Source organism: Streptomyces sp. NPDC046335 (assembly GCF_055587985.1).
On sequence record NZ_JBVJFF010000007.1, the window covers coordinates 42579 to 63493 of the forward strand.

Annotated in this window: 18 protein-coding genes; 12 read left to right on the plus strand and 6 right to left on the minus strand. The window is 71.6% G+C overall.

Annotated features, from left to right (window positions below):
- Position 1: 1 nt before the first annotated feature.
- Positions 2–577, minus strand: a complete 576-nt coding sequence (locus tag ACZ6JY_RS18160) for a hypothetical protein (RefSeq protein WP_469196998.1) — start codon at positions 575–577, stop codon at positions 2–4.
- 158 nt (positions 578–735) lie between these two features.
- Here ACZ6JY_RS18160 and ACZ6JY_RS18165 point away from each other — a divergent pair, with 158 nt between their 5' ends.
- The 5 genes from ACZ6JY_RS18165 (at position 736) to ACZ6JY_RS18185 (ending at position 5918) form a co-directional block, all read left to right on the plus strand.
- The gene (locus tag ACZ6JY_RS18165; RefSeq protein ID WP_469196999.1) at positions 736–1299 is read left to right on the plus strand and encodes an MTB12 C-terminal domain-containing protein; all 564 of its coding nucleotides are present in this window, start codon (positions 736–738) and stop codon (positions 1297–1299) included.
- The gene (locus ACZ6JY_RS18170) at positions 1274–2569 is read left to right on the plus strand and encodes an ABC transporter substrate-binding protein (protein ID WP_469197000.1); all 1296 of its coding nucleotides are present in this window, start codon (positions 1274–1276) and stop codon (positions 2567–2569) included. The genes ACZ6JY_RS18165 and ACZ6JY_RS18170 overlap by 26 nt, the downstream gene beginning before the upstream one ends.
- Before the next feature lie 163 nt (positions 2570–2732).
- Entirely contained in the window at positions 2733–3995 is a 1263-nt protein-coding gene (locus tag ACZ6JY_RS18175) for a glycosyltransferase family 4 protein (RefSeq protein ID WP_469197001.1), read from the plus strand.
- Positions 3992–4861, plus strand: coding sequence for a hypothetical protein (locus ACZ6JY_RS18180; protein ID WP_469197002.1), 870 nt, complete (start codon positions 3992–3994; stop codon positions 4859–4861). The genes ACZ6JY_RS18175 and ACZ6JY_RS18180 overlap by 4 nt, the downstream gene beginning before the upstream one ends.
- Before the next feature lie 46 nt (positions 4862–4907).
- Positions 4908–5918 (plus strand): helix-turn-helix transcriptional regulator, encoded by a 1011-nt coding sequence (locus ACZ6JY_RS18185; protein ID WP_469197003.1) that lies wholly within the window; start codon positions 4908–4910, stop codon positions 5916–5918.
- Here ACZ6JY_RS18185 and ctaD read toward each other — a convergent pair.
- Positions 5827–7557: an aa3-type cytochrome oxidase subunit I gene (ctaD, locus tag ACZ6JY_RS18190; RefSeq protein ID WP_469197336.1), complete on the minus strand. Its 1731-nt coding sequence runs from the start codon at positions 7555–7557 to the stop codon at positions 5827–5829. The genes ACZ6JY_RS18185 and ctaD overlap by 92 nt on opposite strands.
- Positions 7558–8012: 455 nt before the next feature.
- Here ctaD and ACZ6JY_RS18195 point away from each other — a divergent pair, with 455 nt between their 5' ends.
- Positions 8013–8228, plus strand: a complete 216-nt coding sequence (locus ACZ6JY_RS18195; protein ID WP_469197004.1) for an I78 family peptidase inhibitor — start codon at positions 8013–8015, stop codon at positions 8226–8228.
- Positions 8229–8337: 109 nt separating this feature from the next.
- Here the strand turns inward: ACZ6JY_RS18195 and ACZ6JY_RS18200 are convergent, their stop codons facing one another.
- Positions 8338–9372, minus strand: a complete 1035-nt coding sequence (locus ACZ6JY_RS18200; RefSeq protein ID WP_469197005.1) for a phosphatase PAP2 family protein — start codon at positions 9370–9372, stop codon at positions 8338–8340.
- A 251-nt stretch (positions 9373–9623) separates the two neighbouring features.
- Positions 9624–10772, minus strand: a complete 1149-nt coding sequence (locus tag ACZ6JY_RS18205) for a mannosyltransferase family protein (protein ID WP_469197006.1) — start codon at positions 10770–10772, stop codon at positions 9624–9626.
- A gap of 240 nt (positions 10773–11012) precedes the next feature.
- On the opposite strand from ACZ6JY_RS18205, the gene ACZ6JY_RS18210 reads away from it, so the two are divergent.
- Positions 11013–12644, plus strand: a complete 1632-nt coding sequence (locus tag ACZ6JY_RS18210; protein ID WP_469197007.1) for an MFS transporter — start codon at positions 11013–11015, stop codon at positions 12642–12644.
- A gap of 130 nt (positions 12645–12774) precedes the next feature.
- Positions 12775–13971, plus strand: a complete 1197-nt coding sequence (locus tag ACZ6JY_RS18215; protein WP_469197008.1) for an acyl-CoA dehydrogenase family protein — start codon at positions 12775–12777, stop codon at positions 13969–13971.
- A 49-nt stretch (positions 13972–14020) separates the two neighbouring features.
- Here ACZ6JY_RS18215 and ACZ6JY_RS18220 read toward each other — a convergent pair whose 3' ends face one another.
- Positions 14021–14470, minus strand: coding sequence for a cell division protein SepF (locus ACZ6JY_RS18220; protein WP_447036515.1), 450 nt, complete (start codon positions 14468–14470; stop codon positions 14021–14023).
- Between the two features lie 299 nt (positions 14471–14769).
- On the opposite strand from ACZ6JY_RS18220, the gene ACZ6JY_RS18225 reads away from it, so the two are divergent.
- The 4 genes from ACZ6JY_RS18225 to ACZ6JY_RS18240 all read left to right on the plus strand — a co-directional run bounded on the left by ACZ6JY_RS18225 (position 14770) and on the right by ACZ6JY_RS18240 (position 19627).
- A complete protein-coding gene (locus ACZ6JY_RS18225; RefSeq protein WP_469197009.1) occupies positions 14770–16080 on the plus strand; it encodes a DUF5685 family protein in 1311 nt (436 codons plus the stop codon).
- 408 nt (positions 16081–16488) lie between these two features.
- Positions 16489–17385: a S1 family peptidase gene (locus tag ACZ6JY_RS18230; protein WP_469197010.1), complete on the plus strand. Its 897-nt coding sequence runs from the start codon at positions 16489–16491 to the stop codon at positions 17383–17385.
- Positions 17386–17495: 110 nt separating this feature from the next.
- Complete coding sequence (locus ACZ6JY_RS18235; RefSeq protein WP_469197011.1) at positions 17496–18263, plus strand: SPFH domain-containing protein; 768 nt, start codon at positions 17496–17498, stop codon at positions 18261–18263.
- A 281-nt stretch (positions 18264–18544) separates the two neighbouring features.
- A complete protein-coding gene (locus ACZ6JY_RS18240; protein ID WP_469197012.1) occupies positions 18545–19627 on the plus strand; it encodes a S1 family peptidase in 1083 nt (360 codons plus the stop codon).
- Positions 19628–19700: 73 nt separating this feature from the next.
- Here ACZ6JY_RS18240 and ACZ6JY_RS18245 read toward each other — a convergent pair whose 3' ends face one another.
- Positions 19701–20744: an ABC-2 transporter permease gene (locus ACZ6JY_RS18245; protein ID WP_469197013.1), complete on the minus strand. Its 1044-nt coding sequence runs from the start codon at positions 20742–20744 to the stop codon at positions 19701–19703.
- Between the last annotated feature and the right edge of the window lie 171 nt (positions 20745–20915).

The following is a 20915-nucleotide window of genomic DNA, read 5'->3' on the forward strand; positions in this document are numbered from 1 at the left end:
ATCAGCTCGCCGCGTCGGGGGAGCCGGACGCGGGGGGCCGCTCGGGGGTGCCGGGAGCAGGGGGCCGCTCGGGGGTGTCCGGCTCGCCCGTCAGCCGTGGCGGCTCGCATATCGGGCACGGGGCGAGGCCGCCCCGCGCCAGGAGCGCGGTGTCCACGGGGACCGCCTCCGGTTTGGCCGCCACCAGGGGGCAGTCCGCCCGGTGGCGGAGCGTGCCGCCGGGGACCGTCAGGAGGTCGTCGCTCGTGGCCATGGGCGGGCCCGCGGCCGGGGACCGCGGGGGTTCCGCCGCCACCAGGAGGCCGTACAGCTCCTCCACGCGCGACGCCGCCAGTGCGCTTCTGCCGTGGGTGTAGAGCATCGCCCCCGCGATGATCAGGGCCGCGCCCGGCACCGTGCACGAGGCGAGATAGGGCAGCTGCCGCTCGGCGAAGCGTTCGCCGGAGACGCCGTACCAGCCAAGGACGCACAGCACCGCGCCCGCGGCGAGGGCCGCGTAGGCCGCCCACAGGGCCGGGTGTCCGGGGCGCGGCGCGCCGCCCCTCCGCGATGGCCGAGCTGTCCGCGCCGCGCGCATCTGAGCCCCCCGGGGACGCCTGAGTCGGTCACGTCAGCAACGCCGGTCCCGTCGGCGCTCTGTCCATGTCAGCCGATGGCTTGCACTATGCCCTCTACAAGCTGACGCTGAAAGCTCCGGACCGTCACGGCCCGGACCGACACCCGGTGGTGAGCCAGATGGTTCTCGGGAGCAGCCGCCCAAGGCGGGGAACGCACTTACGGCGGGGGCGGGGCGCGGTGCTCGCGGCGGCCGCCCTGCTGCTGGTCGTGCCGGCCGCCGCGGCCTGCGGTGACGACAGCGGTGGCGGCGACGGAGACCCGCCGCCCGAGCCGTCCGTGGAGAAGCCGGCCGAGCCGACGAAGGACGATGAAGCCGCGCCCGCCGACCCGGCGGCCGCGAAGAGCGAGGTCACCGAGAACTGGGAGAAGTTCTTCGACCCCGAGGTCTCGCTCAAGGAGAAGGAAGCCGTTCTGGAGGACGGGGCCAAGATGCGGGCCGTCCTGGAGAGCTTCGGCGGGGACGAGCGCGGGCAGCAGGTCGCGGCCGACGTCGGCAAGGTCGAGTTCACCTCGGCGGAAGAGGCCGACGTGACGTACGCGCTGACGCTGAAGGGCGCCACCGCGCTGCCCGACGCCTCGGGGACGGCCGTCAACCAGGACGACACCTGGAAGGTGTCCGTCAAGACCCTCTGCGCGCTGGTGAAGCTGAGCGGGAATGCGTCGCCCGGGCCGGGCTGCTGAGGCGTTGCTCGCCGTCGCGATGCTCACCGCGGTCGTGGCCTGCGGGAGCAGGCTGCCGGAGAGCGACTTCGAGCGGCGCGGCACCGCGTCCGCGCCCCCGGGCGGCGAGCCGTTGCGGGTCGGCGTCATCGCCAGCGCGACCAGCCCGGTCGGCGGCGCCGCGTTCACCGGACCGCGCGACGGGGCCAAGGCCTACTTCGAGCGGCTGAACGCGCGCGGCGGCATCGACGGGCGCAAGGTCGAGGTGCGGACCTGCGACGACGGCGGCAGCGGGGTCGGCAACAACGACTGCGTGCGCGAACTCGTCGAGCAGCACAAGGTCGTCGCGCTCGTCGCCACCGCTTCCCTGGATTACGCGGGTGCCTCCCGCGTCTCCCGGGCGGGTGTGCCCGACATCGGGGGGCAGCCGATCGGGGCCGCGTACGACACGTACCCGCATCTGTACGGGATCTACGGGAGCCTCGCCCCACGGAACGGCAAGCCGGGCTGGGGCGGCAAGCTGTACGGCGGCACCGAGGTCTACCGCTACTTCAAGCGGGAGCAGGGAGCGCGGACCGCCGCCGTCGTCTCGTACAACCAGGCCGCGTCCGCCGCGTACGCCCGCCTCGTCACCCGGGGCCTGAAGGCGGAGGGCTACAAGGTCGTCACCGAACAGCTCGACTTCGCCCTGCCCAACTTCCGCGCGGCCGCGGCCGACCTGAAGGAGCAGGGCGCCGACCTGGTCTTCGACGCGATGGACACGCACGGCAACGCCAAGCTCTGCGAGGCGATGGACGAGGCCGGCGTGGAGGTGACCGCCAAGGTCACCAACGTGCAGAACTGGACCTCGGCCGTCGCCGACGACTACAAGGACGCGCCCCGCTGCCGCAACGCCCTGTGGGCCACCGGGGCGAGCAGGAACCACGAGGACACCGGGCACCCCGCCGTACGGGAGTTCCGCGCCGCCATGAAGGGCCGGGAACTCTCGCAGTGGCAGCTGGAGGGATGGGCCGCCGCCATGTGGTTCACGGACGCCGCGCGCGCGTGCGTACGGGCGCACGGCGGCGACGTCACGCGCGCGTGCGTGGACGGGTTCATGGACAGGAATCAGCCGTATTCCGCCCGTGGGCTGCTGTTACCGGTCACCTTCGAACACCGCGACGAACCGCCCGCGCACCGCAGGACGTGTGTGTCGGTGGCCCGTTGGCGGGACGGCGAGGGCTGGGCCACACAGGGCGGCGACATGAACGACAACTGCTTCGACGTGCCCCAGCTCTCCTACCAGCCTTGATGGACCACAACGCGAATAAGTTCCGCCTTCCGGCCAACGATCACATATCTGTTCAAAAACAGGATGGTATTGGCACCCAACCTTTGGCCAGGAATCCCCGTCTAACCCTGCGGTAGGCGGACGAGGGGGACTGTCCGCATGGAAACGCGGGATACGGGGACGCATGCACATCTCTTTCCTGATTCACAACGCGTACGGGATCGGAGGGACGATCCGGACGACGTACAACCTGGCCAACACGCTGGCCCAGCAGCACGACGTCGAAGTCGTCTCCGTCTTCCGGCACCGCGACGAGCCGGTGTTCGCGCCTGACCAGCGCGTCCGCCTGAGCCACCTCGTGGATCTGCGCAAGGGCACCCGGGGCTACGAGGGCGACGACCCCGAACACCTGCGGCCCGCACGGACCTTCCCCGACGCCGAGGGCCGCTACGACCAGTACAGCGCCCTCACCGACCGGCGCATCGCGGACCATCTCGCGCGCCTGGACGCGGACGTCGTCGTCGGCACCCGGCCAGGACTCAACGTGCACATCGCGCGCCAGACCGGGCGCGGACCCCTGCGCGTCGGCCAGGAGCACCTCACGCTCGACAGCCACTCCAAGGAGCTCCGCCGCCAGCTCCGCAGCGTCTACCCCCGCCTCGACATCCTGACCACGACGACCGAGGCCGACGCCCGCGCCTACACCCGCAAGATGCGGCTGCCCGGCGTGCACGTCCAGGCGGTGCCCAACCCCGTGCCCGCGCCCGGCATAGAGCCCGCCGACGGCTCCCACAAGTGGGTCGTCGCGGCCGGGCGGCTCGCCCCGGTCAAGCGGTACGACCTGCTGATCAGGGCCTTCGACAAGGTGCGGCGCGAGCGCCCCGACTGGCGGCTGCGGATCTACGGCGGCGGCAAGCAGAAGGAGAAGCTGCGCGCGCTGATAGACGAACTCGGCCTCTACAACCACGTCTTCCTCATGGGCCCCGCCCACCCCATCGAGCCGGAGTGGGCCAAGGGCTCCATAGCCGCCGTCACCTCCAGCCTGGAGTCCTTCGGCATGACGATCGTCGAGGCGATGCGCTGCGGCCTCCCCGTGGTCGCCACCGACTGCCCGCACGGCCCCGGCGAGATCATCGACAACGGTGTCGACGGACGGCTCGTCGAGGTCGGCAACCCCGACGCCATCGCGGGCGGCCTCCTCGAACTGATCAACGACGACTCGCTCCGGCACCGCATGGCGGGCGCCGCGCTCCAGGACTCCGAGCGCTTCGACCCCGCCCGCATCGCCGAGCGCTACGACGCGATGTTCTCCGGGATGCTCACCCGCGGGGACTCGCTGGGCGGCCGGTTGCGCGGCTCCGTCCACCGCACCCGCGGCGCGCTGCTCGGCGGCGCCTACGCGGTGCGGGACCTCGGCCGCGTCCAGACGAAGGGATCCACCGCATGACGGCCTCGGCCACCTCGCAGGCGGCGTACACGGAGGACGAGCAAGCCCCGGACGCGCCGCGGGCCGACTGCGTCGCCGACTCCGCCGGAGGCCTCACCTTCGACGTGACGGAACCGGGCGAGTACGAGCAGGACGACGTGGCCTACCTGCTGCTGCGCCTGCGCGACTCCGACGAGGAGATCCGCCTGCCGCTCACCCCGGCCGCCGACGGGCGGCTGCGGGCCGCGCTGCCCAGCAGCGTCGAGCTCGCCGAGGGCCGCTGGAACGCGTTCGTCCAGGTGGCCGGCGGTGCCTCGCGCCGGCTCATGCCGGGCGTCAACGACCTGCGCTCGCTGGTCGACCGGGCGCCGAGCGGCAGCCGCGGCTACGTCGCGGTGCGCATCCCGTACGCCACCAAGCAGGGCAACCTCTCCGTGCGCAGCTGGCTGCGGGCGCCGCACGCCGAGGCCGGGGAGATCGACCTGACGGACGCCGGCATGACCGTGCGCGGCCGCGTCTACGGGGTCCCGCTCGCCGACGACGCCTGCGTCGAGGCCGTCCGGCGGGCCGAGCCGGAACTCGTCCGCCGGGCCGACGTCACGGCCGAGGGGCCGGAGTTCAGCTTCGCGCTGCCGCACGGCGAGTTCGCCGGGAGCGGCGCGGGCCCCTGGGACCTGTGGCTGCGCCCGGCCGGGGAGAGCGGGCCGCGGGTGCGCCTCGCCCGGCTCCTCGACGACGTCGCGGACAAGAAGGCGATCTTCACGTATCCGGTGCTGCGCCGCGAGACCGCGCACGGCACGCTGGAGGCGGGCCCGTACTACACCCACGACAACGACCTGGCCGTGCGCGTACGTGAGGCGGCGGCCACGGAGGACACCGAGGACTGAACGATGCGGACCGTGGCTGTCCTCGGTCCGGGGCACAATCACGTCCATGTTGGAGACATCGGCACGTCTGCTCCGCCTGCTCTCGCTGCTACAGGCCCACCGCGACTGGTCCGGCGCGGACCTCGCCGACCGGCTCGGCGTGACCGCGCGCACCGTCCGCCGCGACGTGGACCGGCTGCGCGAGCTCGGCTACCCCGTCAACGCCAGCCCCGGCACCGGCGGCGGCTACCAGCTCGGCGCCGGTGCCGAGCTGCCGCCGCTGCTCCTCGACGACGACGAGGCGGTCGCGGTCGCCGTCGGCCTGCGCACCGCCGCCGGACAGGGCATCGAGGGCATCGGCGAGACCTCGGTGCGCGCGCTCGCCAAGCTGGAACAGGTCCTGCCCAGCAGGCTGCGCCACCGGGTGGGCGCGCTGAACGCCTTCACCGTGCCGATGCTGCGCACCCCGAGCCAGGAGGGCGTCGACCCCGCCGTACTCACCGAACTCGCGGGCGTCTGCCGCGACACGGAGCGGCTCCGCTTCGAGTACCGGGACCACTCGGGAAGCGCCACGCGCAGGACCGTCGAGCCGCACCGCCTGGTCTGCACCGAGCGCCGCTGGTACCTCGTGGCCTGGGACCTGGACCGCGAGGACTGGCGGACCTTCCGCGTGGACCGCGTCGAGCCCCGGCCGCCGCACGGCCCGCGCTTCACGCCGCGCCCCCCGCCCTCCGACGACCTGGCCGCGTACGTCGCCCAGGGAGTCTCCACGGGCGCGTACGCCGAGCGGGCCGTGGTCCGCCTCCTCGTGCCGCTGGCGGAGGCGGCGCAGCGGCTCCCCCCGTCCGACGGCACGCTGGAGGCCGAGACGGACCACAGCTGCCTGCTGCGCACGGGCGCTCCGAGCCTGGACGTGATGGTCTTCCACGTCCTGTTCATGGGCATCGAGTTCCAGGTGGTGGAGCCCGTCGAGCTGATCGAGCGGATCAGGACGGCTCGGGACCACCTGAGCCGGGCCCTGGACCGGGGTGCCGGGTCTGCGGATCCTCCGGCACCCGGCCGGGCTCGTGCCTCGTGAACGACGCGTACTCCGGGTGGTGCAGGTCGAACGCCGGGGACTCGGAGCGGACGCGGGGCAGCGTGACGAAGTTGTGCCGCGGCGGCGGGCAGGACGTCGCCCACTCCAGGGAGCGGCCGAAGCCCCAGGGGTCGTCGACCTCGACCTTCTTGCCGTACTTCGCGGTCTTCCAGACGTTGTAGAGGAACGGCAGCGTCGACATGCCGAGCAGGAACGCCCCGATGGTCGAGACGGTGTTGAGGACGGTGAAGCCGTCCGCCGCCAGATAGTCGGCGTACCGGCGCGGCATGCCCTCGGCGCCCAGCCAGTGCTGGACCAGGAACGTCGTGTGGAAGCCGACGAACAGCGTCCAGAACTGGATCTTGCCGAGCCGCTCGTCGAGCATCTTGCCCGTCAGCTTCGGCCACCAGAAGTAGAAGCCGCCGAAGGTCGCGAAGACGACGGTGCCGAAGACGACGTAGTGGAAGTGGGCGACGACGAAGTACGTGTCGGTGACATGGAAGTCCAGCGGCGGCGAGGCGAGGATGACGCCGGTCAGACCGCCGAACAGGAAGCTCACCAGGAACCCGACCGCCCACAGCATGGGCGTCTCGAAGGACAGGGAGCCCCTGAGCATCGTGCCCGTCCAGTTGAAGAACTTCACGCCCGTCGGGACCGCGATGAGGAACGACATGAACGAGAAGAAGGGCAGCAGCACCGCGCCCGTGGCGAACATGTGGTGCGCCCACACCACCACGGACAGGCCGGTGATGGCCATCGTCGCGCCGATCAGCGGCAGATAGCCGAAGATCGGCTTCCGGCTGAAGACCGGGATGATCTCGGTGATGATGCCGAAGAACGGCAGGGCGATGATGTAGACCTCGGGATGCCCGAAGAACCAGAAGAGGTGCTGCCACAGCAGCGCGCCCCCGTTCTCCGAGGCGAAGACGAGCGAGTGGAAGCGCCGGTCCGCCTCCAGGACGAGCAGCGCGGCGGCGAGCACGGGGAACGCGATCAGCACCAGGATCGACGTGAACAGGACGTTCCAGGTGAAGACCGGCATCCGGAACATCGTCATGCCGGGGGCCCGCATCCCGATGATGGTCGTCAGGAAGTTCACCGCGCCGAGGATCGTGCCGAAGCCGGAGAGCGCGAGCCCCATGATCCACAGGTCGGCGCCGACGCCGGGGGACCGCTCCAGGCTGTTGAGCGGGGCGTACGCGAACCAGCCGAACGCGGCGGGGCCGCTGGGCACGAGCAGCGAGCCGAGCACCATCAGGCCGCCGAAGAGGAACAACCAGTACGAGAGCATGTTCAGCCGCGGGAAGGCGACATCGGGGGCGCCGATCTGGAGCGGCATGATCTCGTTGGCGAAGCCCGCGAACGTCGGCGTCGCGAAGAGCAGCAGCATGATCGTGCCGTGCAGGGTGAAGGCCTGGTTGAACTCCTCGTTCGTCATGAGCTGGAGGCCCGGCCTGGCCAGCTCGGCCCGCATCATCAGCGCCATCAGCCCGGCGGCCAGGAAGAAGACGAACGACGTGATCAGGTAGAGGTGACCGATCTTCTTGTGGTCGGTGGTGGTCAGCCAGTCCACGACCAGCCGGCCCGGCCGTACCCGCCGCACCGGCGGTTCGACCGCCCGCACCGTCTCGGTCCCCATCGCTTGCCCCTTCGCCATCGCGTCCTGGGCCTGCCCGAAGCTCACGCCATGATGCTCGCGCGGGGCCCGACTCCGACAGGGGGCGTACGAGCCGCTTCCGGATGGCCGGGGCCGGGGGCACCCCTGCCGGAATGGTTAATTCCTCCATGCCCCTCCATGTCCCTTCAACATCCGTCCACGGGCCGGGACGAGGAATTGCGGAGGGGGCGCGAAGTGCGCGAACCGCTATTCCGGGCGCCGCATTTCGACGCTATCCGAACCGCCTTCGCGCAGGGGTGAGCACGCCGCCGAATTGCGACGTGACAAGCGCGGAACCGCCCATACGTGTGACGGAGTTCGACTGAAACGCACGTCGTGATCCTGTGACAGAAGCGTGACCAGAGAGGTATACGTGACGCTTGGTGCATGGGCCCCGGTCCTTCCCCGGCGCCGCCGGGGCGCCTAACGTGGCGGCCATGGCACCTATTCCGACCCCGCCCGCAGAGCCCGAGGACAGCCCCGACCGTTACGTCGGCCTCGCGTCGCAGGACGCCGAGCGGCAGGCCCGCGCGTCCGGCTGGACCACCGTCAGGTCGCTGCCCCCGGGGACGATCATCACCATGGAGTACCTCGCGGGGCGGCTCAACTTCGAGGTCAAGGAGGGCGTCGTCACGCGCTCCTGGAAGGGCTAGACCCCCCGCAAGGCCCGTCCCATGACGAAGGCCCCGGTTCCTCGACGGAACCGGGGCCTTCGTTGTGCGGGGGATGGGCTGTGCGTACCGGCCCCCGCCGGTCTGCGGGTCAGCCGCCCGCCATCGGGCGGGCCGACGCGGTGCCGCGCGGAACGCGGTCGGGGTGCGCGGGTCTGCGGCTGCCCGCGGGGGTGACCGGGGTGCGCTCGGAGCGGGCCGTGTGCGGGCCCGGCGCGAGGTAGGCCGGGGACCTGGCGGTGGCGCGGGCGGCGCCGACCGGCTCGCGGGCGGGCGCCTCACCGCCCGCGGAGGGGCGCTGCTGCACGATCGCAGGGACGCCCACCGGGGCGGGCACGGGCTCGGGAGCCTGCGCCGCGCCGCTCGTGCGGCGGCCGCGCCAGGCCTCGCGGACGCGGAAGATGACGGCCTCGACGCGGGTGATCAGCGGCTCGACCCAGGGCAGCGCGAGCAGGATGAGCAGGCCCGCGGCCCAGCCGAGGAAGACGTCGCTCAGCCAGTGCGTACCGAGGTAGACGGTGGTGAGACCGACGCTCAGGGAGACCACGGCGGAGAGGGCCGACAGATAGCGCCGGGTGCGCGGGGTGGAGGCCATATAGGCCAGGATTCCCCAGGTCACGACGGCGTTGGCGGTATGGCCCGAAGGAAATATATCGCCGTCCTGCCACATCTCGTTCGAGCCGATCACGGTGGCGTAGTGCGGGCCGAGGCGGCCCATGCCGATCTTGGCGGCGCCGACGGTGACGTTGAGCAGGAGCAGGGCGGCGCCGAACATGAGCAGCGGGCGCAGCGTGTGCTGCCGCCAGGAGCGCCAGCCGAGCCAGGCCGCGACCATGACGGCGGTCGGGCCGCGCTGGCCGAGGACGACCCAGTAGTCGAGGAAGGCGTGGATCTCCGGCCACTGCTGGTAGGGCCGGAAGAACATGACCTGCCAGTCGAACCGCACCAGCCACGAGGTGGCGAGCACGGCGACGACGATGGCCAGGTAGAAGGCCAGGGTCGAGCCGAAGAGCACGACCCTGTGCCGGCTCATCCTCGGTACATCGAGGTGGGCCGGTCGTTCCGGCTCACGGTCAAGACGGGCGAAGACCCGGTCAAGACGGGTGAGGTTTCGTTCGGTACGCACACAATCGACGTTACAGCGAGTGAGTCTGGCACTAGGCCGAACCAGTGGCTTTGTGATGACGATGTGATGTGGGATTGCTCTCAGACCAGGGCCTATTCCCTGGGATTCCTTATTCAGTCGTCGCGCCCACACTCAATTCGTTGATCATTTCCGGTGCGGTTTTAATCCGTCTTATGAATTTCGTTCACCGGGGGCTGGTGTGGAATTTCCCTTACGGCCGCCGACGGACGTCCGAAATGATCATGACCTGATCACGGCGGGCCCGAGCCGTGCAGCCAGAACGCCCCGTAGACCGCGCTCGCCACCGCCACGCCCCCGAGGATCAGCGCCGATCTCGACGCGCGCAGCCGGGCCAGCGCCACGGCGAGCGGCAGCAGCAGCGGGAAGGCGGGGAGGAGCAGCCGCGGCTTCGAGCCGAAGTAGCCGGCCGCGCACAGGGCCAGCGCGACGACGATGCCGGTGTAGAGGAGCAGCGGCAGCGGCTGCCGCTGCCGGGCGCCGGTCACGTACAGCCAGATCACCAGGGCGACGCCCACGATCAGGCCGACGCCCGCGAGGGCTCCGGGGACGGAGGTGAACTTCTCCCCGACGAAGCGCGCGAAGGCGTAGCCGAAGTCGAAGCCGTTGCCCCAGCCCGCCTGGACGTCGAGGTAGCCGAACAGTCCGTCGCCGGTGCGGTGGCCGACCCACAGCACATAGCCCGCCGCGCCGAGCGGCGCGAGGACCACGCCGAGCAGCATGCGGGGCCCGGCCCGCCGCTCCCGGTACACCTGGACGGCCGCGGTCACCCAGATCGCGGCGACCACCGCCGCGCCCACCGGACGGGTCAGGCCCGCGAGGGAGGCGAACACGCCCGCCCACACCCAGCGCCCCCTGAGCAGCGCGTACAGCGACCAGGCGGCCAGCGCGGTGAACAGGGACTCGCTGTACGCCATCGACTGCACGATGCCGACCGGCAGCACCGCCCACAGCACGGCGGCGCAGATCCCGGCCCGCCGCCCGTACACGTGATCGGCGACCGCGAAGATCCCCGCGGCGGCGAAGAGCGAGGCGAGCCAGCTCACCACGAGCCCGGCATCGGCGTACGAGAGCGGGCTCACCGCCGCGACGAGCCGCTCCAGCCAGGGCAGGAGCGGGAAGAACGCCAGGTTGGAGTGGACGCTGCCGTCCGGGAGCCGCACCTCCCAGCCGTAGCCGAACTCGGCCACACGGGTGTACCAGAGCGAGTCCCAGCGGGCGGTGAGCAGCGTGTGCGGGCTCTTCCCGGCCGCCGCGCCCCAGACCGCGAGCACCGCGAGGCCGAGCGCGCGCACCCCCGCGTACGCGAGCAGCGCGGGCGCGGCCCGGCGCAGGGCGTGGCCCGCCGGAGACGGCGAGGGGTGTTGATCAAGATCGGTCACGGGCTCGATTATCGGCCGTCGCGGCCGTGGGACGCCGTCGGGGCCGCGGCGGAAGGTGGACGCGTGGCACACGCCACACGGCATCCGCACAACCATGAGAGGTCCGCCACGTACCCCAGAAACGGACTCGCGTACTCTGGCGGCTCACTCGCCTCTGTCCGCGCCGCCGTCCGTATCGCCGGAGCGGGGATTCCACGTCCCGCAGGCCGCCGATGCGAGGGACCACTGGGAGGTACGCGCATGTCCGGGACGACCACGGCCGCAGCACCGCAGGGCCGTCGGGGATCCGGGGTCCGTGCCGGGGCCAACCGCTGGGTCGTGCTCGTCGTCCTCTGCGTCAGCCTGCTGCTCGTCGCCGTCGACGCCACCGTGCTGCACGTCGCCGTGCCCGCGGTCTCCGAGGACCTGCGGCCCGGCGCGATGGAGCTGCTCTGGATCGTCGACATCTACCCGCTGGTCTGCGCCTCGCTCCTCATCCTCTTCGGCACGCTCGGCGACCGCGTCGGCCGCAGACGCGTGCTCCTGCTCGGCTACGCGCTCTTCGGCGTCGCCTCGGCCGTCGCGGCCCTCGCGGACAACGCGCAGGTCCTGATCGCGGCCAGGGCGCTGCTCGGCGTCGGCGGCGCGATGATCATGCCCGCGACGCTGTCGATACTGCGCCAGGTCTTCCCCGACCGGCGCGAGCGCGCCGTCGCCATCGGCATCTGGAGCGCGGTGGCCGCGGTGGGCGCGGCCGTCGGACCGCTGCTCGGCGGGTTCCTCCTCGAACACTTCTGGTGGGGCTCGGTCTTCCTCATCAACATTCCGCTGATGCTGGTCAGCCTGCCCGTGGGCCGCTGGCTCCTGCCCGAGTCGACGGGTAAGGGCAACGGCCCGTGGGACGTGACCGGCGCGCTGATGGCCGCCGGCGGACTCTTCGGCCTCGTACTCGGTGTGAAGCGCCTCGGCGGCGGGGAGTCGCCGCTCGGCGTGACGACCCTGGCCGCGCTGGCCGCGGGCGCCGCCCTCCTCGTCGGCTTCGTGCGCAGACAGCGACGGCGCGAGCACCCGCTCGTCGATCTGTCGATGTTCGCGCGGCCCGCGTTCAGCACCTCGGTCGGCTGCATCGTGCTCGCCATGCTCGCCCTGGTCGGCCTGGAGCTGATCGCCGCGCAGTACCTCCAGCTCGTCCTCGGCCTCTCCCCGCTGGAGACCGGCCTGCGCCTGCTGCCCCTCACCCTGGCCGCGATGGCCGCGGGCCTCGCGGGCTCGAAGCTGCTGCACCGCTTCGGGCCGCGCACCATGGTCTGCTCCGGCTTCTGCCTCACCGCGCTCGCCGTCCTCGTGCTCACCGGCATGGGCGGCGACGCCAACGACGTGCTGCTGCTCACCGGCTTCGTGCTGCTCGGCCTCGGCCTGGAGACCACGCTCTTCGGCTCGTACGAGTCGATGCTGAGCGAGGCACCGCCGTCCCAGGCGGGCGGGGCCGCGGCGATCGGCGAGACCTCCTACCAGCTCGGCGCGGGCATCGGCATCGCCCTGCTCGGCAGCGTCATGAACGCGGCGTACGCGCCGGGGCTCTCCTCGGTGCGCGGCGTCCCCGCGGCGGACAGCGCCGCCGCCGGGCACTCGCTCGGCGAGGCCTACGAGGTCGCCGCGCGGCTCGGCGGGGCGCCGGGCGACGCCCTGCGCAGCGCGGCGCGCGACGCCTTCGTGCACGGGCTGCACGTCACGCTGCTGGTCAGCGCGGGCCTGCTGCTGCTCGGCGCGCTCGCGGCGTTGCGCTTGCCGCGCGGCATGGACTGTTCGGCCGCGGCCGCGGCCTCTGCCGAGCAGGGGGTGCCTGCGCCGCGGAAACCCTCCCGGGTCGGGGCCGACTCCTCCGTGCGGTGAATCCCGTTCCGGCCTTCGGCCGCTCTGGACGTGCGGGGCCCGGCCGCTCTGGACGTGCGGGACACTGCGTCGTAACGTCAGCGCGAGCCATATAACTACCACTGCTAGTTTTGTGCCGCCGGAGGCCCGCATGTCCGAAAGCGCCCGCACCCCTCTGCCGCCCTTCGACCCCGCCGACCCGCTCGGCCTCGACGATTCGCTCGCCCCTGAGGACCTCGCGATCCGCGACACCGTCCGCTCCTGGGCGGCCGACCGGGTCCTGCCGCACATCGCCGACTGGTACGAGAAGGGCGAGCTGCCCGGCATCCGCGAGCTGGCCCGCGAGCTCGGCTCCATCGGCGCGCTCGGCATGTCACTGGAGGGCTACGGCTGCGCGGGCGCGAGCTCCGTCCAGTACGGACTCGCCTGCCTGGAGCTTGAGGCGGCCGACTCCGGCATCCGCTCCCTCGTCTCCGTGCAGGGCTCCCTCGCGATGTACGCCATCCACCGCTTCGGCTCCGAGGAGCAGAAGCGGCGGTGGCTGCCGGGGATGGCCGCGGGCGAGATCATCGGCTGCTTCGGCCTGACCGAGCCCGACCACGGCTCCGACCCGGCGTCCATGCGCACGCACGCGAAGAAGGACGGCACCGACTGGGTGCTCAGCGGGCGGAAGATGTGGATCACGAACGGATCGGTGGCAGGCGTCGCCGTCGTGTGGGCGCAGACCGACGACGGGATCAGGGGATTCGTCGTGCCGACGGACAGCCCCGGCTTCTCGGCGCCGGAGATCAAGCACAAGTGGTCGCTGCGGGCCAGTGTCACCAGTGAACTGGTGATGGACGAGGTGCGGCTGCCCGCCGACGCCGTCCTGCCCGAGGTCGCCGGCCTGAAGGGCCCGCTGAGCTGCCTCTCCCACGCGCGCTACGGCATCGTCTGGGGAGCGATGGGTGCGGCACGCTCGTCCTTCGAGGCGGCCGTGGAGTACGCGAAGACCCGCGAGCAGTTCGGCCGGCCGATCGGTGGCTTCCAGCTCACCCAGGCCAAGCTCGCCGACATGGCGGTCGAGCTGCACAAGGGCATTCTGCTCGCGCACCACCTCGGGCGGCGCCTCGACGCGGGCAGGCTCCGTCCCGAGCAGATCAGCTTCGGCAAGCTCAACAACGTACGAGAGGCGATCGACATCTGCCGGACGTCCAGGACGATCCTGGGCGCCAACGGGATCTCCCTGGAGTACCCCGTCATGCGGCACGCGACGAACCTCGAATCGGTGCTCACCTATGAGGGCACCGTCGAGATGCATCAACTCGTTCTGGGCAAGGCGCTCACCGGTCTTGACGCCTTCCGGTGAGCCGGAGAGGTCCGGTGGGCCGGAGAGGTCCGGTGAGCGGCCTCGCCCACTAGCTCTGGTTGAAGAATCCGTCCGAGGGGCGACTCGACGCCTCGCCGTTGACGATGTGCGTGTCGGCGGGGGTCAGGAGGAAGACCCGCGTCGCCACGCGCTCGATCGAACCGCGCAGTCCGTAGGTGAGACCGGCCGCGAAGTCGACCACGCGCTTGGCGTCGGTGGGGTCCATGGACGTGAGGTTCATGATGACCGGGACGCCGTCCCGGAACATCTCACCGATGCCGCGGGCGTCCCGGAAGCTGTTCGGGGTCACCGTCCCGATGCGGCGCTCCTGCTCCTGGGCCTTCTCGTCCGCCACCCGCACGCGCGGGTCGGTCACCCAGGCCTCCGGCTGGTCGGGCCCCTCGGCCCGGTCGTCTTCGTAGCCGTCGTCGTAGTAACGCTCGTCGTTGTTGTCGTCGACGAGGCCCAGCCAGGCACTCGCCTTGCGCACCGATCCCATGGACGCCTCCTCTCGCAGCGGTTTCCCTGCTTTCCGCGTTCCTATCGTCGTCCATGATGCGGATGCTGCGCCAAGTGGATAGTCGCCGCGCGGGGTTTTCGTGACGGTACTGGTGCAGAGTCAACACGCCGACGCACGTGGTACTTCAAGGGTCCCGCCGCGTACGGCTGCTGACAGAGAGTGAAATATGATTTCTCCCGGCGTACGGGTGACGGCCGGTGCGTCCGGGTGAACGTCTTCCTCGTTACGATGCCCCGAGATCATCGGATCATCAGTTCGGGCCACTCGGGGGAGTCGTCTTGTTCGGAATAGTCAGGCCCTGCACTCACCGTCTCGGTGACGGACTCAAGGCGCAGTGGATGGCCCATCTGTGCGGGCTCTGCCTCGCGCTCCGCGGTGACCACGGGCAGTTCGCCCGGGTCGTCACGAACTACGACGGTCTGATCATCTCGGTCCTGACGGAGGCTCAGGCCGAGCGCGAGGGCGGCGGGCGGCGCACCGCGGGGCCCTGTCCGCTGCGCGGGATGCGGACGGCGTCCGTGGCGCGGGGCGAGGGCGCGCGCCTGGCCGCCGCCGTCTCGCTGGTGCTCGCGTCGGCGAAGGTCCGCGACCACGTCATCGACGGTGACGGGCTCCTCGCCCGCGGGCCGGTGGCCGTCGCCGCCCGGCGCGTGGCCAGGAGCTGGGACAAGGCGGGCGCGCGGACCGGCGCCGACGTGGGGTTCGACACGGCGGTCCTGCTCGACGCCGTCGAACGGCAGGCCGGGATCGAGGCCTTGGCGGGCCCCGGCACCTCGCTCCTGGCGGTGACCGAGCCGACCGAGACGGCCACCGCGGCGGCCTTCGCGCACACCGCCCTGCTCGCCGGGCGGCCCGGCAACGTGGAGCCGCTGGCCGAGGCGGGGCGGCTCTTCGGCCGCCTGGCGCATCTGCTCGACGCCGTGGAGGACAGGGAGGCGGACGCCGCGTCGGGTGCGTGGAACCCGCTCGCCGCGACCGGCACGTCCCTCGCCGAGGCGCGGCGCCTCGCCGACGACGCGCTGCACGGCATCCGCCTCGCGCTGCGCGACGCGGAATTCACCGACGGCAAGCTGGTGCACGTCCTCCTCGCGCATGAGCTGCGCCGCTCCGTCGACCGCGCCTTCGGCACCGAGGCCTGCGGCCACGCGCACCAGGTGACGGCAGATCAGCAGGGCTCCTTCGGGCCGCCGCAGCAGGGCGGTCCCTACGGGCCGCCGGCCGGGGGCCCGTACGGTCAGCAGAATCCGTACGGGGGCGGGAACGGCAACCCGTACGGGGGCGGGAATCCGTACGGCGGCGGCATGCCCGGCGGCCCCGGTGGTCCTGGTGGTCCTGGTGGCTTCGGCGGTCCCGGCGGCCCCGGTGGCTTCGGCGGTGGCGGGCACGGCTTCGAACCTCAGCCGCCCAAGCCGGGCAAGCGGGGCTTCTGGGCGGGGTGCGCCGTGGCCATCGGCCTCTGCTGCACCTGCAAGCTGTGCTGCGCCGACGAGTACGAGGGCCCGTGGTCCCGCAAGAAGCGCGAGGGCTGCTGCAACAACTGCGACTGCGGCTGCTGTGAGTGCTGCGGCTGCTGCGACTGCGGCCTGTAGCGCGCACCCGGCGTTCTGGCACCGCACGCCCCGCACGCCCCGCACGCCCGCCGGGGGCGCTCGCGCGGCATCCGGATGGTTCAATTCTGGACAGTCCCGGGGCGCGGGGCGAGGCCCCCGGCGGGGCGCCGTCACGTGCGCCGCCCGGCGGGACGCGCAAGCCCCCTGACGTCGTCAGCCCCCTCCTCGCGGTCCGGTAGGCCCTGGTCACAGTGGCCGCGGCGGGCAGCGGAACCCGTACCCGCCTCGGCCGAAAGGCGCCCTTGTGCGGCCGGACACCACCGCCCAATACTCCCGAGCAGCGCTTGCCAGGAGCACGGCGTACGCGGAACCGAGCCCGCTCTTCGGCTGCGCCTCACGGGTCCCCAACCCACGCGGACCCACTGACTTCCCTCGGGAGGAACAAACGTGAGGATCAAGCGCACCACCTCCGGCATAGCGAGACACACCCGTCTGCTCGCCGTGACCACCGGAATCGTCGCCGCGGGAGCACTCGCCGTACCCGCGGCCAGCGCACACGACGGCACGGCCACCTTCAGCGCCTCACAGCTGGAGCAGGCGAGCGACGCCGTGCTCGACGCCGATGTAGCGGGCACTTCGTGGGGTGTGGACCCGAAGACGAAGCAGGTCGTCGTCACCGCCGACAGCACCGTCTCCAAGGCCGAGATCGCCGAACTCAAGGCGGCCGCCGGGTCCAACGCGGGCGCCCTGAAGATCGAGCGCACCCCGGGCAAGTTCCAGAAGTACATCTCCGGCGGCGACGCCATCTATTCGAGCACCGGGCGCTGCTCGCTCGGGTTCAACGTGCGCAACGGCAGCACCTACTACTTCCTGACCGCCGGGCACTGCACCGACGGCGCGAGCACGTGGTGGTCCAACTCGGCGAGGACCACCGTGCTCGGCACGACGTCCGGGTCCAGCTTCCCGACGAACGACTACGGCATCGTCAGGTACACCAACAGCTCGGTGACCAAGTCAGGCACCGTGGGCAGCCAGGACATCACCCGCGCCGCCGACGCCACGGTCGGGCAGAACGTCACCCGCCGCGGGTCCACCACCGGCACGCACACCGGCCGGGTCACCGCGCTCAACCAGACCGTCAACTACGGCGGCGGCGACGTCGTCTACGGCATGATCAAGACCACGGTCTGCGCCGAGCCCGGCGACAGCGGCGGCCCGCTGTACGCGGGTTCGACGGCGCTGGGTCTGACCTCCGGCGGCAGCGGCAACTGCTCCTCCGGCGGCACGACCTTCTTCCAGCCGGTCACCGAGGCACTGCGCGCGTACAACGTCAGCGTCTACTGACCGGGGCGGGGCCCAAGGGCCGCGCACCGCACGTGAGACCGCAGCCAGCAGCAGGATGAGCCCCCGCCCGGTGTTCCGGGCGGGGGCTCGCTCTCTCCCGGGGGGCCGGCATGGTCGAGGAGCTGGTGGCGGCGGGAGCGGCAGCGGGGTCGGTCGCGGTGGTCTGCGCGATGGCGGCGTCCCGCGTCGTCAAGCAGTACGAGCGGGGCGTGGTCCTGCGGCTCGGAAAGCTCCAGCGGACGGTGCGCGGCCCGGGGTTCACCATGATCGTGCCGTTCGTGGACCGGCTGGACGCGGTCATCTACTTCAAGGTGATCGACGCCGCCGAGGCGGTCGTGCAGGTGGAGGACTACCGCTTCGCCGTCTCCCAGATGGCGCAGACCTCGCTCCGGTCGATCATCGGCAAGAGCGACCTCGACGATCTGCTCTCCAACCGCGAGAAGCTCAACCAGGGCCTGGAGCTGATGATCGACAGCCCGGCCATCGGCTGGGGCGTGCAGATCGACCGGGTGGAGATCAAGGATGTCTCCCTGCCCGAGACCATGAAGCGCTCCATGGCCCGCCAGGCCGAGGCCGACCGCGAGCGCCGGGCCCGCGTCATCAACGCCGACGCCGAGCTACAGGCGTCCAAGAAGCTCGCCCAGGCCGCCCACGAGATGGCGGAGGAGCCTGCCGCGCTCCAACTGCGGCTGCTCCAGACCGTGGTGGCCGTCGCCGCGGAGAAGAACTCCACCCTCGTCCTGCCCTTCCCCGTGGAGCTGCTCCGCTTCCTGGAGCGGGCCCAGCAGGCTCTGCCGCAGCCGCCGGATTCCGGAACGGGAAGTGCGGAAGCCGGAGAGCCGGGCCGTTCCGGAGGGTCGAGAACCGGACAGGACTAGTCCTCACAGGCTGATGACCCCTCTCCACCACGCCGTATTCGCCGCGGGGGCCCACGTGGTGGGACCCGGATCACTCAGGGGTGCGGGGGCGCACAGCAGTTGTGGCGTGCGCGTCCTGAAGTAGACCTTGTGTGCGACCGGAAAGCGTCGGGATAGTGGGCGTGGCCAAGTTGGCATGGACGCGGCTTTTTCAGCGTGGCGGTTCCATGCCCGCGTATGCCCTGCGATCCGTCAGGCCCCCACGCCCGACGGGTCGTTCCCCCCACAGGAGGTCGTGAGTTTTGAAGCACCGACGCATACCCAAGCGGCGTGTAGCCGTGGCAGGCGCGGGCATCGCCGCGCTGGTCGCCGCGGGAGTCACCTTCCAGACGGCGAACGCGAGCGAGAGCGCGGCGAACCCCACCCCGGACGTCCTCTCGGTCGCCAAGGCAGGAAAGCTGGCCTCGGCCCTCACCAAGGACCTCGGCGCGGACGCCGCGGGCACGTACTACGATGCCAAGGCGAAGGCCCTGGTCGTGAACGTGCTGAACGAGCAGGCGGCCGACGCCGTCGAGTCGGCGGGCGGCAAGGCAAGAATCGTCCAGAACTCCCTGGCCGAGCTGAAGAGCGCCCGTGCGACGCTCGACGACAAGGCGGCCGTCCCCGGCACCTCATGGGTGATGGACCCGGCGACCAACAAGGTGGTCGTCACGGCGGACCGCACGGTCAAGGGCGCCGAGCTCGACAAGGTCGGCGCGATCGTGAAGAAGCTCGGCGGCAAGGCCGAACTGAAGCACAGCAAGGGCGAGTACAAGGCCTTCATCGCCGGCGGCGACGCGATCTGGGGTGGCGGCTCGCGCTGCTCGCTCGGCTTCAACGTCGTCAAGGGCGGCGAGCCGTACTTCCTGACGGCCGGTCACTGCGGCAACGCGGTGAAGAGCTGGTCCGACTCGCAGGGCGGCTCGGAGATCGGCACCACGGAGGAGTCGAGCTTCCCGGGCAACGACTACGCGATCGTGAAGTACACGGCCGACACCCCGCACCCCAGCGAGGTGAACCTCTACAACGGCAGCTCCCAGGCGATCAGCAAGGCCGGGGACGCCACGGTCGGGCAGAAGGTGACGCGCAGCGGCAGCACCACCCAGGTCCACGACGGTGAGGTCACCGCGCTCGACGCCACGGTGAACTACCAGGAGGGTCAGGTCGACGGCCTGATCCAGACCACGGTCTGTGCCGAGCCCGGTGACAGCGGCGGCGCGCTCTTCGCCGGTGACACCGCGCTGGGTCTCACCTCCGGCGGCAGCGGCGACTGCGGCAGCGGCGGCGAGACGTTCTTCCAGCCGGTGCCGGAGGCGCTGAGCGCCTACGGGGCGGAGATCGGCTGACCTCGCGAAAACATGGAGCCCCGCCCCCGGGACCCCGGGGCGGGGCTCTTCCGTGCGCGCTGTCCGGGCGGGGCTACGCGACGCCCTTGCCGTAGCTCGTGCCGCTGAGGTCGATCGAGCCGGACCGAGGTCTGCGGCGGGCGGACAGGGCGAGGGTCACGACGGTGCCCACGAGCGCCCAGCCGGCGAGGACGAGCAGGGGCCAGGTGATCGCGTTGCCCTCGAAGTACGCGATGGAGCGGGCGGTCCAGGTGCCCGCGCCCGGCGGCAGCCAGGGCCCGATCGCCTTCCAGAAGGGCGGCAGCATCGGCAGCGGGAAGGCGCCGCCCGCGCTCGGGTTGCCTCCGATGACGATGAGCAGGACGGCCAGGCCGATGCCCACGACGCCGGTGAGCGCCTGGAGGGCGAGCGTGATCGCGCCCACCCCGAAGATCACCAGGGCGCCGAGGCCCCACAGGCCCATGATGCTGCCGGGCAGGGCGCCGAGGACGGGCCCGATGATGACCGCGCCGCCGAGGCCGCCGACGATCGAGTAGAGCGCCATGGTGCCGAGCCTGAGCACCGCGCGCGGCAGGTTGGAGGCCCGGGAGCCCGCGCTGATCGCCAGGATCGACGCGCACAGATAGCCGCCGACGCACCAGCCGACGACCAGGTAGAAGGACGAGAGCCCGTTGAAGTCCTGGTCCGAGGCCGGGGCCACGTCGACGGTCTTCACCGTGCGCTTCTGTGCCGCGTCGGCCTCGGTGGTGAGCGTGGTCAGGGTCCTGGAGAGGGCGGTGCCCGCGCCGGAGGCGACCAGGAGGGTGTCGGTGGTGCCGCGCGGGTCGACGACCAGGGCGCCGTCCAGCTCACGGCTCATGATCTTGTGCCGGGCCGTCGCCTCGTCCTTGACCGTGCGCGGGTCGAGCGGCTCCCCGGGCAGCTTCCGCAGCCGGTCGGCCGTCTGCTCGGCCGCCTTCCCCGGGGCGACCACCCCGAAGGCCACGTCCTTGGGTCTCGGGTCGTGCAGTGCTCCCACGTAGGAGGCGATGAACAGGAGCTGGAGGGCGAGTACGCCGATGACAAGCAGGGCTGCTCGCGGGGTGACGGCGCTCTTGAACTCATCGGCGAACCTCATGCCTCAACGCTCCGGGGTACCGGTCGTTTCCGCAGGTGGGCTGGGCCGAACGGACGACACGGGCAGTGCCGGGGGAGGGGTCGGGAACGCGTGTCGTACATGCGTTCGAAACTTGGTCTATGGTGGAGGCGGGGGATACGGAAACGGTTCGGTTCAGGGTTACAGGAGGTG

What these genes read in the sequence shown, in the direction of transcription:
- ACZ6JY_RS18160 (WP_469196998.1), bottom strand. Translation starts at nt 577, where the DNA reads ATGCGCGCGGCGCGGACAGCTCGGCCATCGCGGAGGGGCGGCGCGCCG.
- ACZ6JY_RS18165 (WP_469196999.1), top strand. Translation starts at nt 736, where the DNA reads ATGGTTCTCGGGAGCAGCCGCCCAAGGCGGGGAACGCACTTACGGCGG.
- ACZ6JY_RS18170 (WP_469197000.1), top strand. Translation starts at nt 1,274, where the DNA reads ATGCGTCGCCCGGGCCGGGCTGCTGAGGCGTTGCTCGCCGTCGCGATG.
- ACZ6JY_RS18175 (WP_469197001.1), top strand. Translation starts at nt 2,733, where the DNA reads ATGCACATCTCTTTCCTGATTCACAACGCGTACGGGATCGGAGGGACG.
- ACZ6JY_RS18180 (WP_469197002.1), top strand. Translation starts at nt 3,992, where the DNA reads ATGACGGCCTCGGCCACCTCGCAGGCGGCGTACACGGAGGACGAGCAA.
- ACZ6JY_RS18185 (WP_469197003.1), top strand. Translation starts at nt 4,908, where the DNA reads ATGTTGGAGACATCGGCACGTCTGCTCCGCCTGCTCTCGCTGCTACAG.
- ctaD (WP_469197336.1), bottom strand. Translation starts at nt 7,557, where the DNA reads ATGGGGACCGAGACGGTGCGGGCGGTCGAACCGCCGGTGCGGCGGGTA.
- ACZ6JY_RS18195 (WP_469197004.1), top strand. Translation starts at nt 8,013, where the DNA reads ATGGCACCTATTCCGACCCCGCCCGCAGAGCCCGAGGACAGCCCCGAC.
- ACZ6JY_RS18210 (WP_469197007.1), top strand. Translation starts at nt 11,013, where the DNA reads ATGTCCGGGACGACCACGGCCGCAGCACCGCAGGGCCGTCGGGGATCC.
- ACZ6JY_RS18215 (WP_469197008.1), top strand. Translation starts at nt 12,775, where the DNA reads ATGTCCGAAAGCGCCCGCACCCCTCTGCCGCCCTTCGACCCCGCCGAC.
- ACZ6JY_RS18220 (WP_447036515.1), bottom strand. Translation starts at nt 14,470, where the DNA reads ATGGGATCGGTGCGCAAGGCGAGTGCCTGGCTGGGCCTCGTCGACGAC.
- ACZ6JY_RS18235 (WP_469197011.1), top strand. Translation starts at nt 17,496, where the DNA reads ATGGTCGAGGAGCTGGTGGCGGCGGGAGCGGCAGCGGGGTCGGTCGCG.
- ACZ6JY_RS18245 (WP_469197013.1), bottom strand. Translation starts at nt 20,744, where the DNA reads ATGAGGTTCGCCGATGAGTTCAAGAGCGCCGTCACCCCGCGAGCAGCC.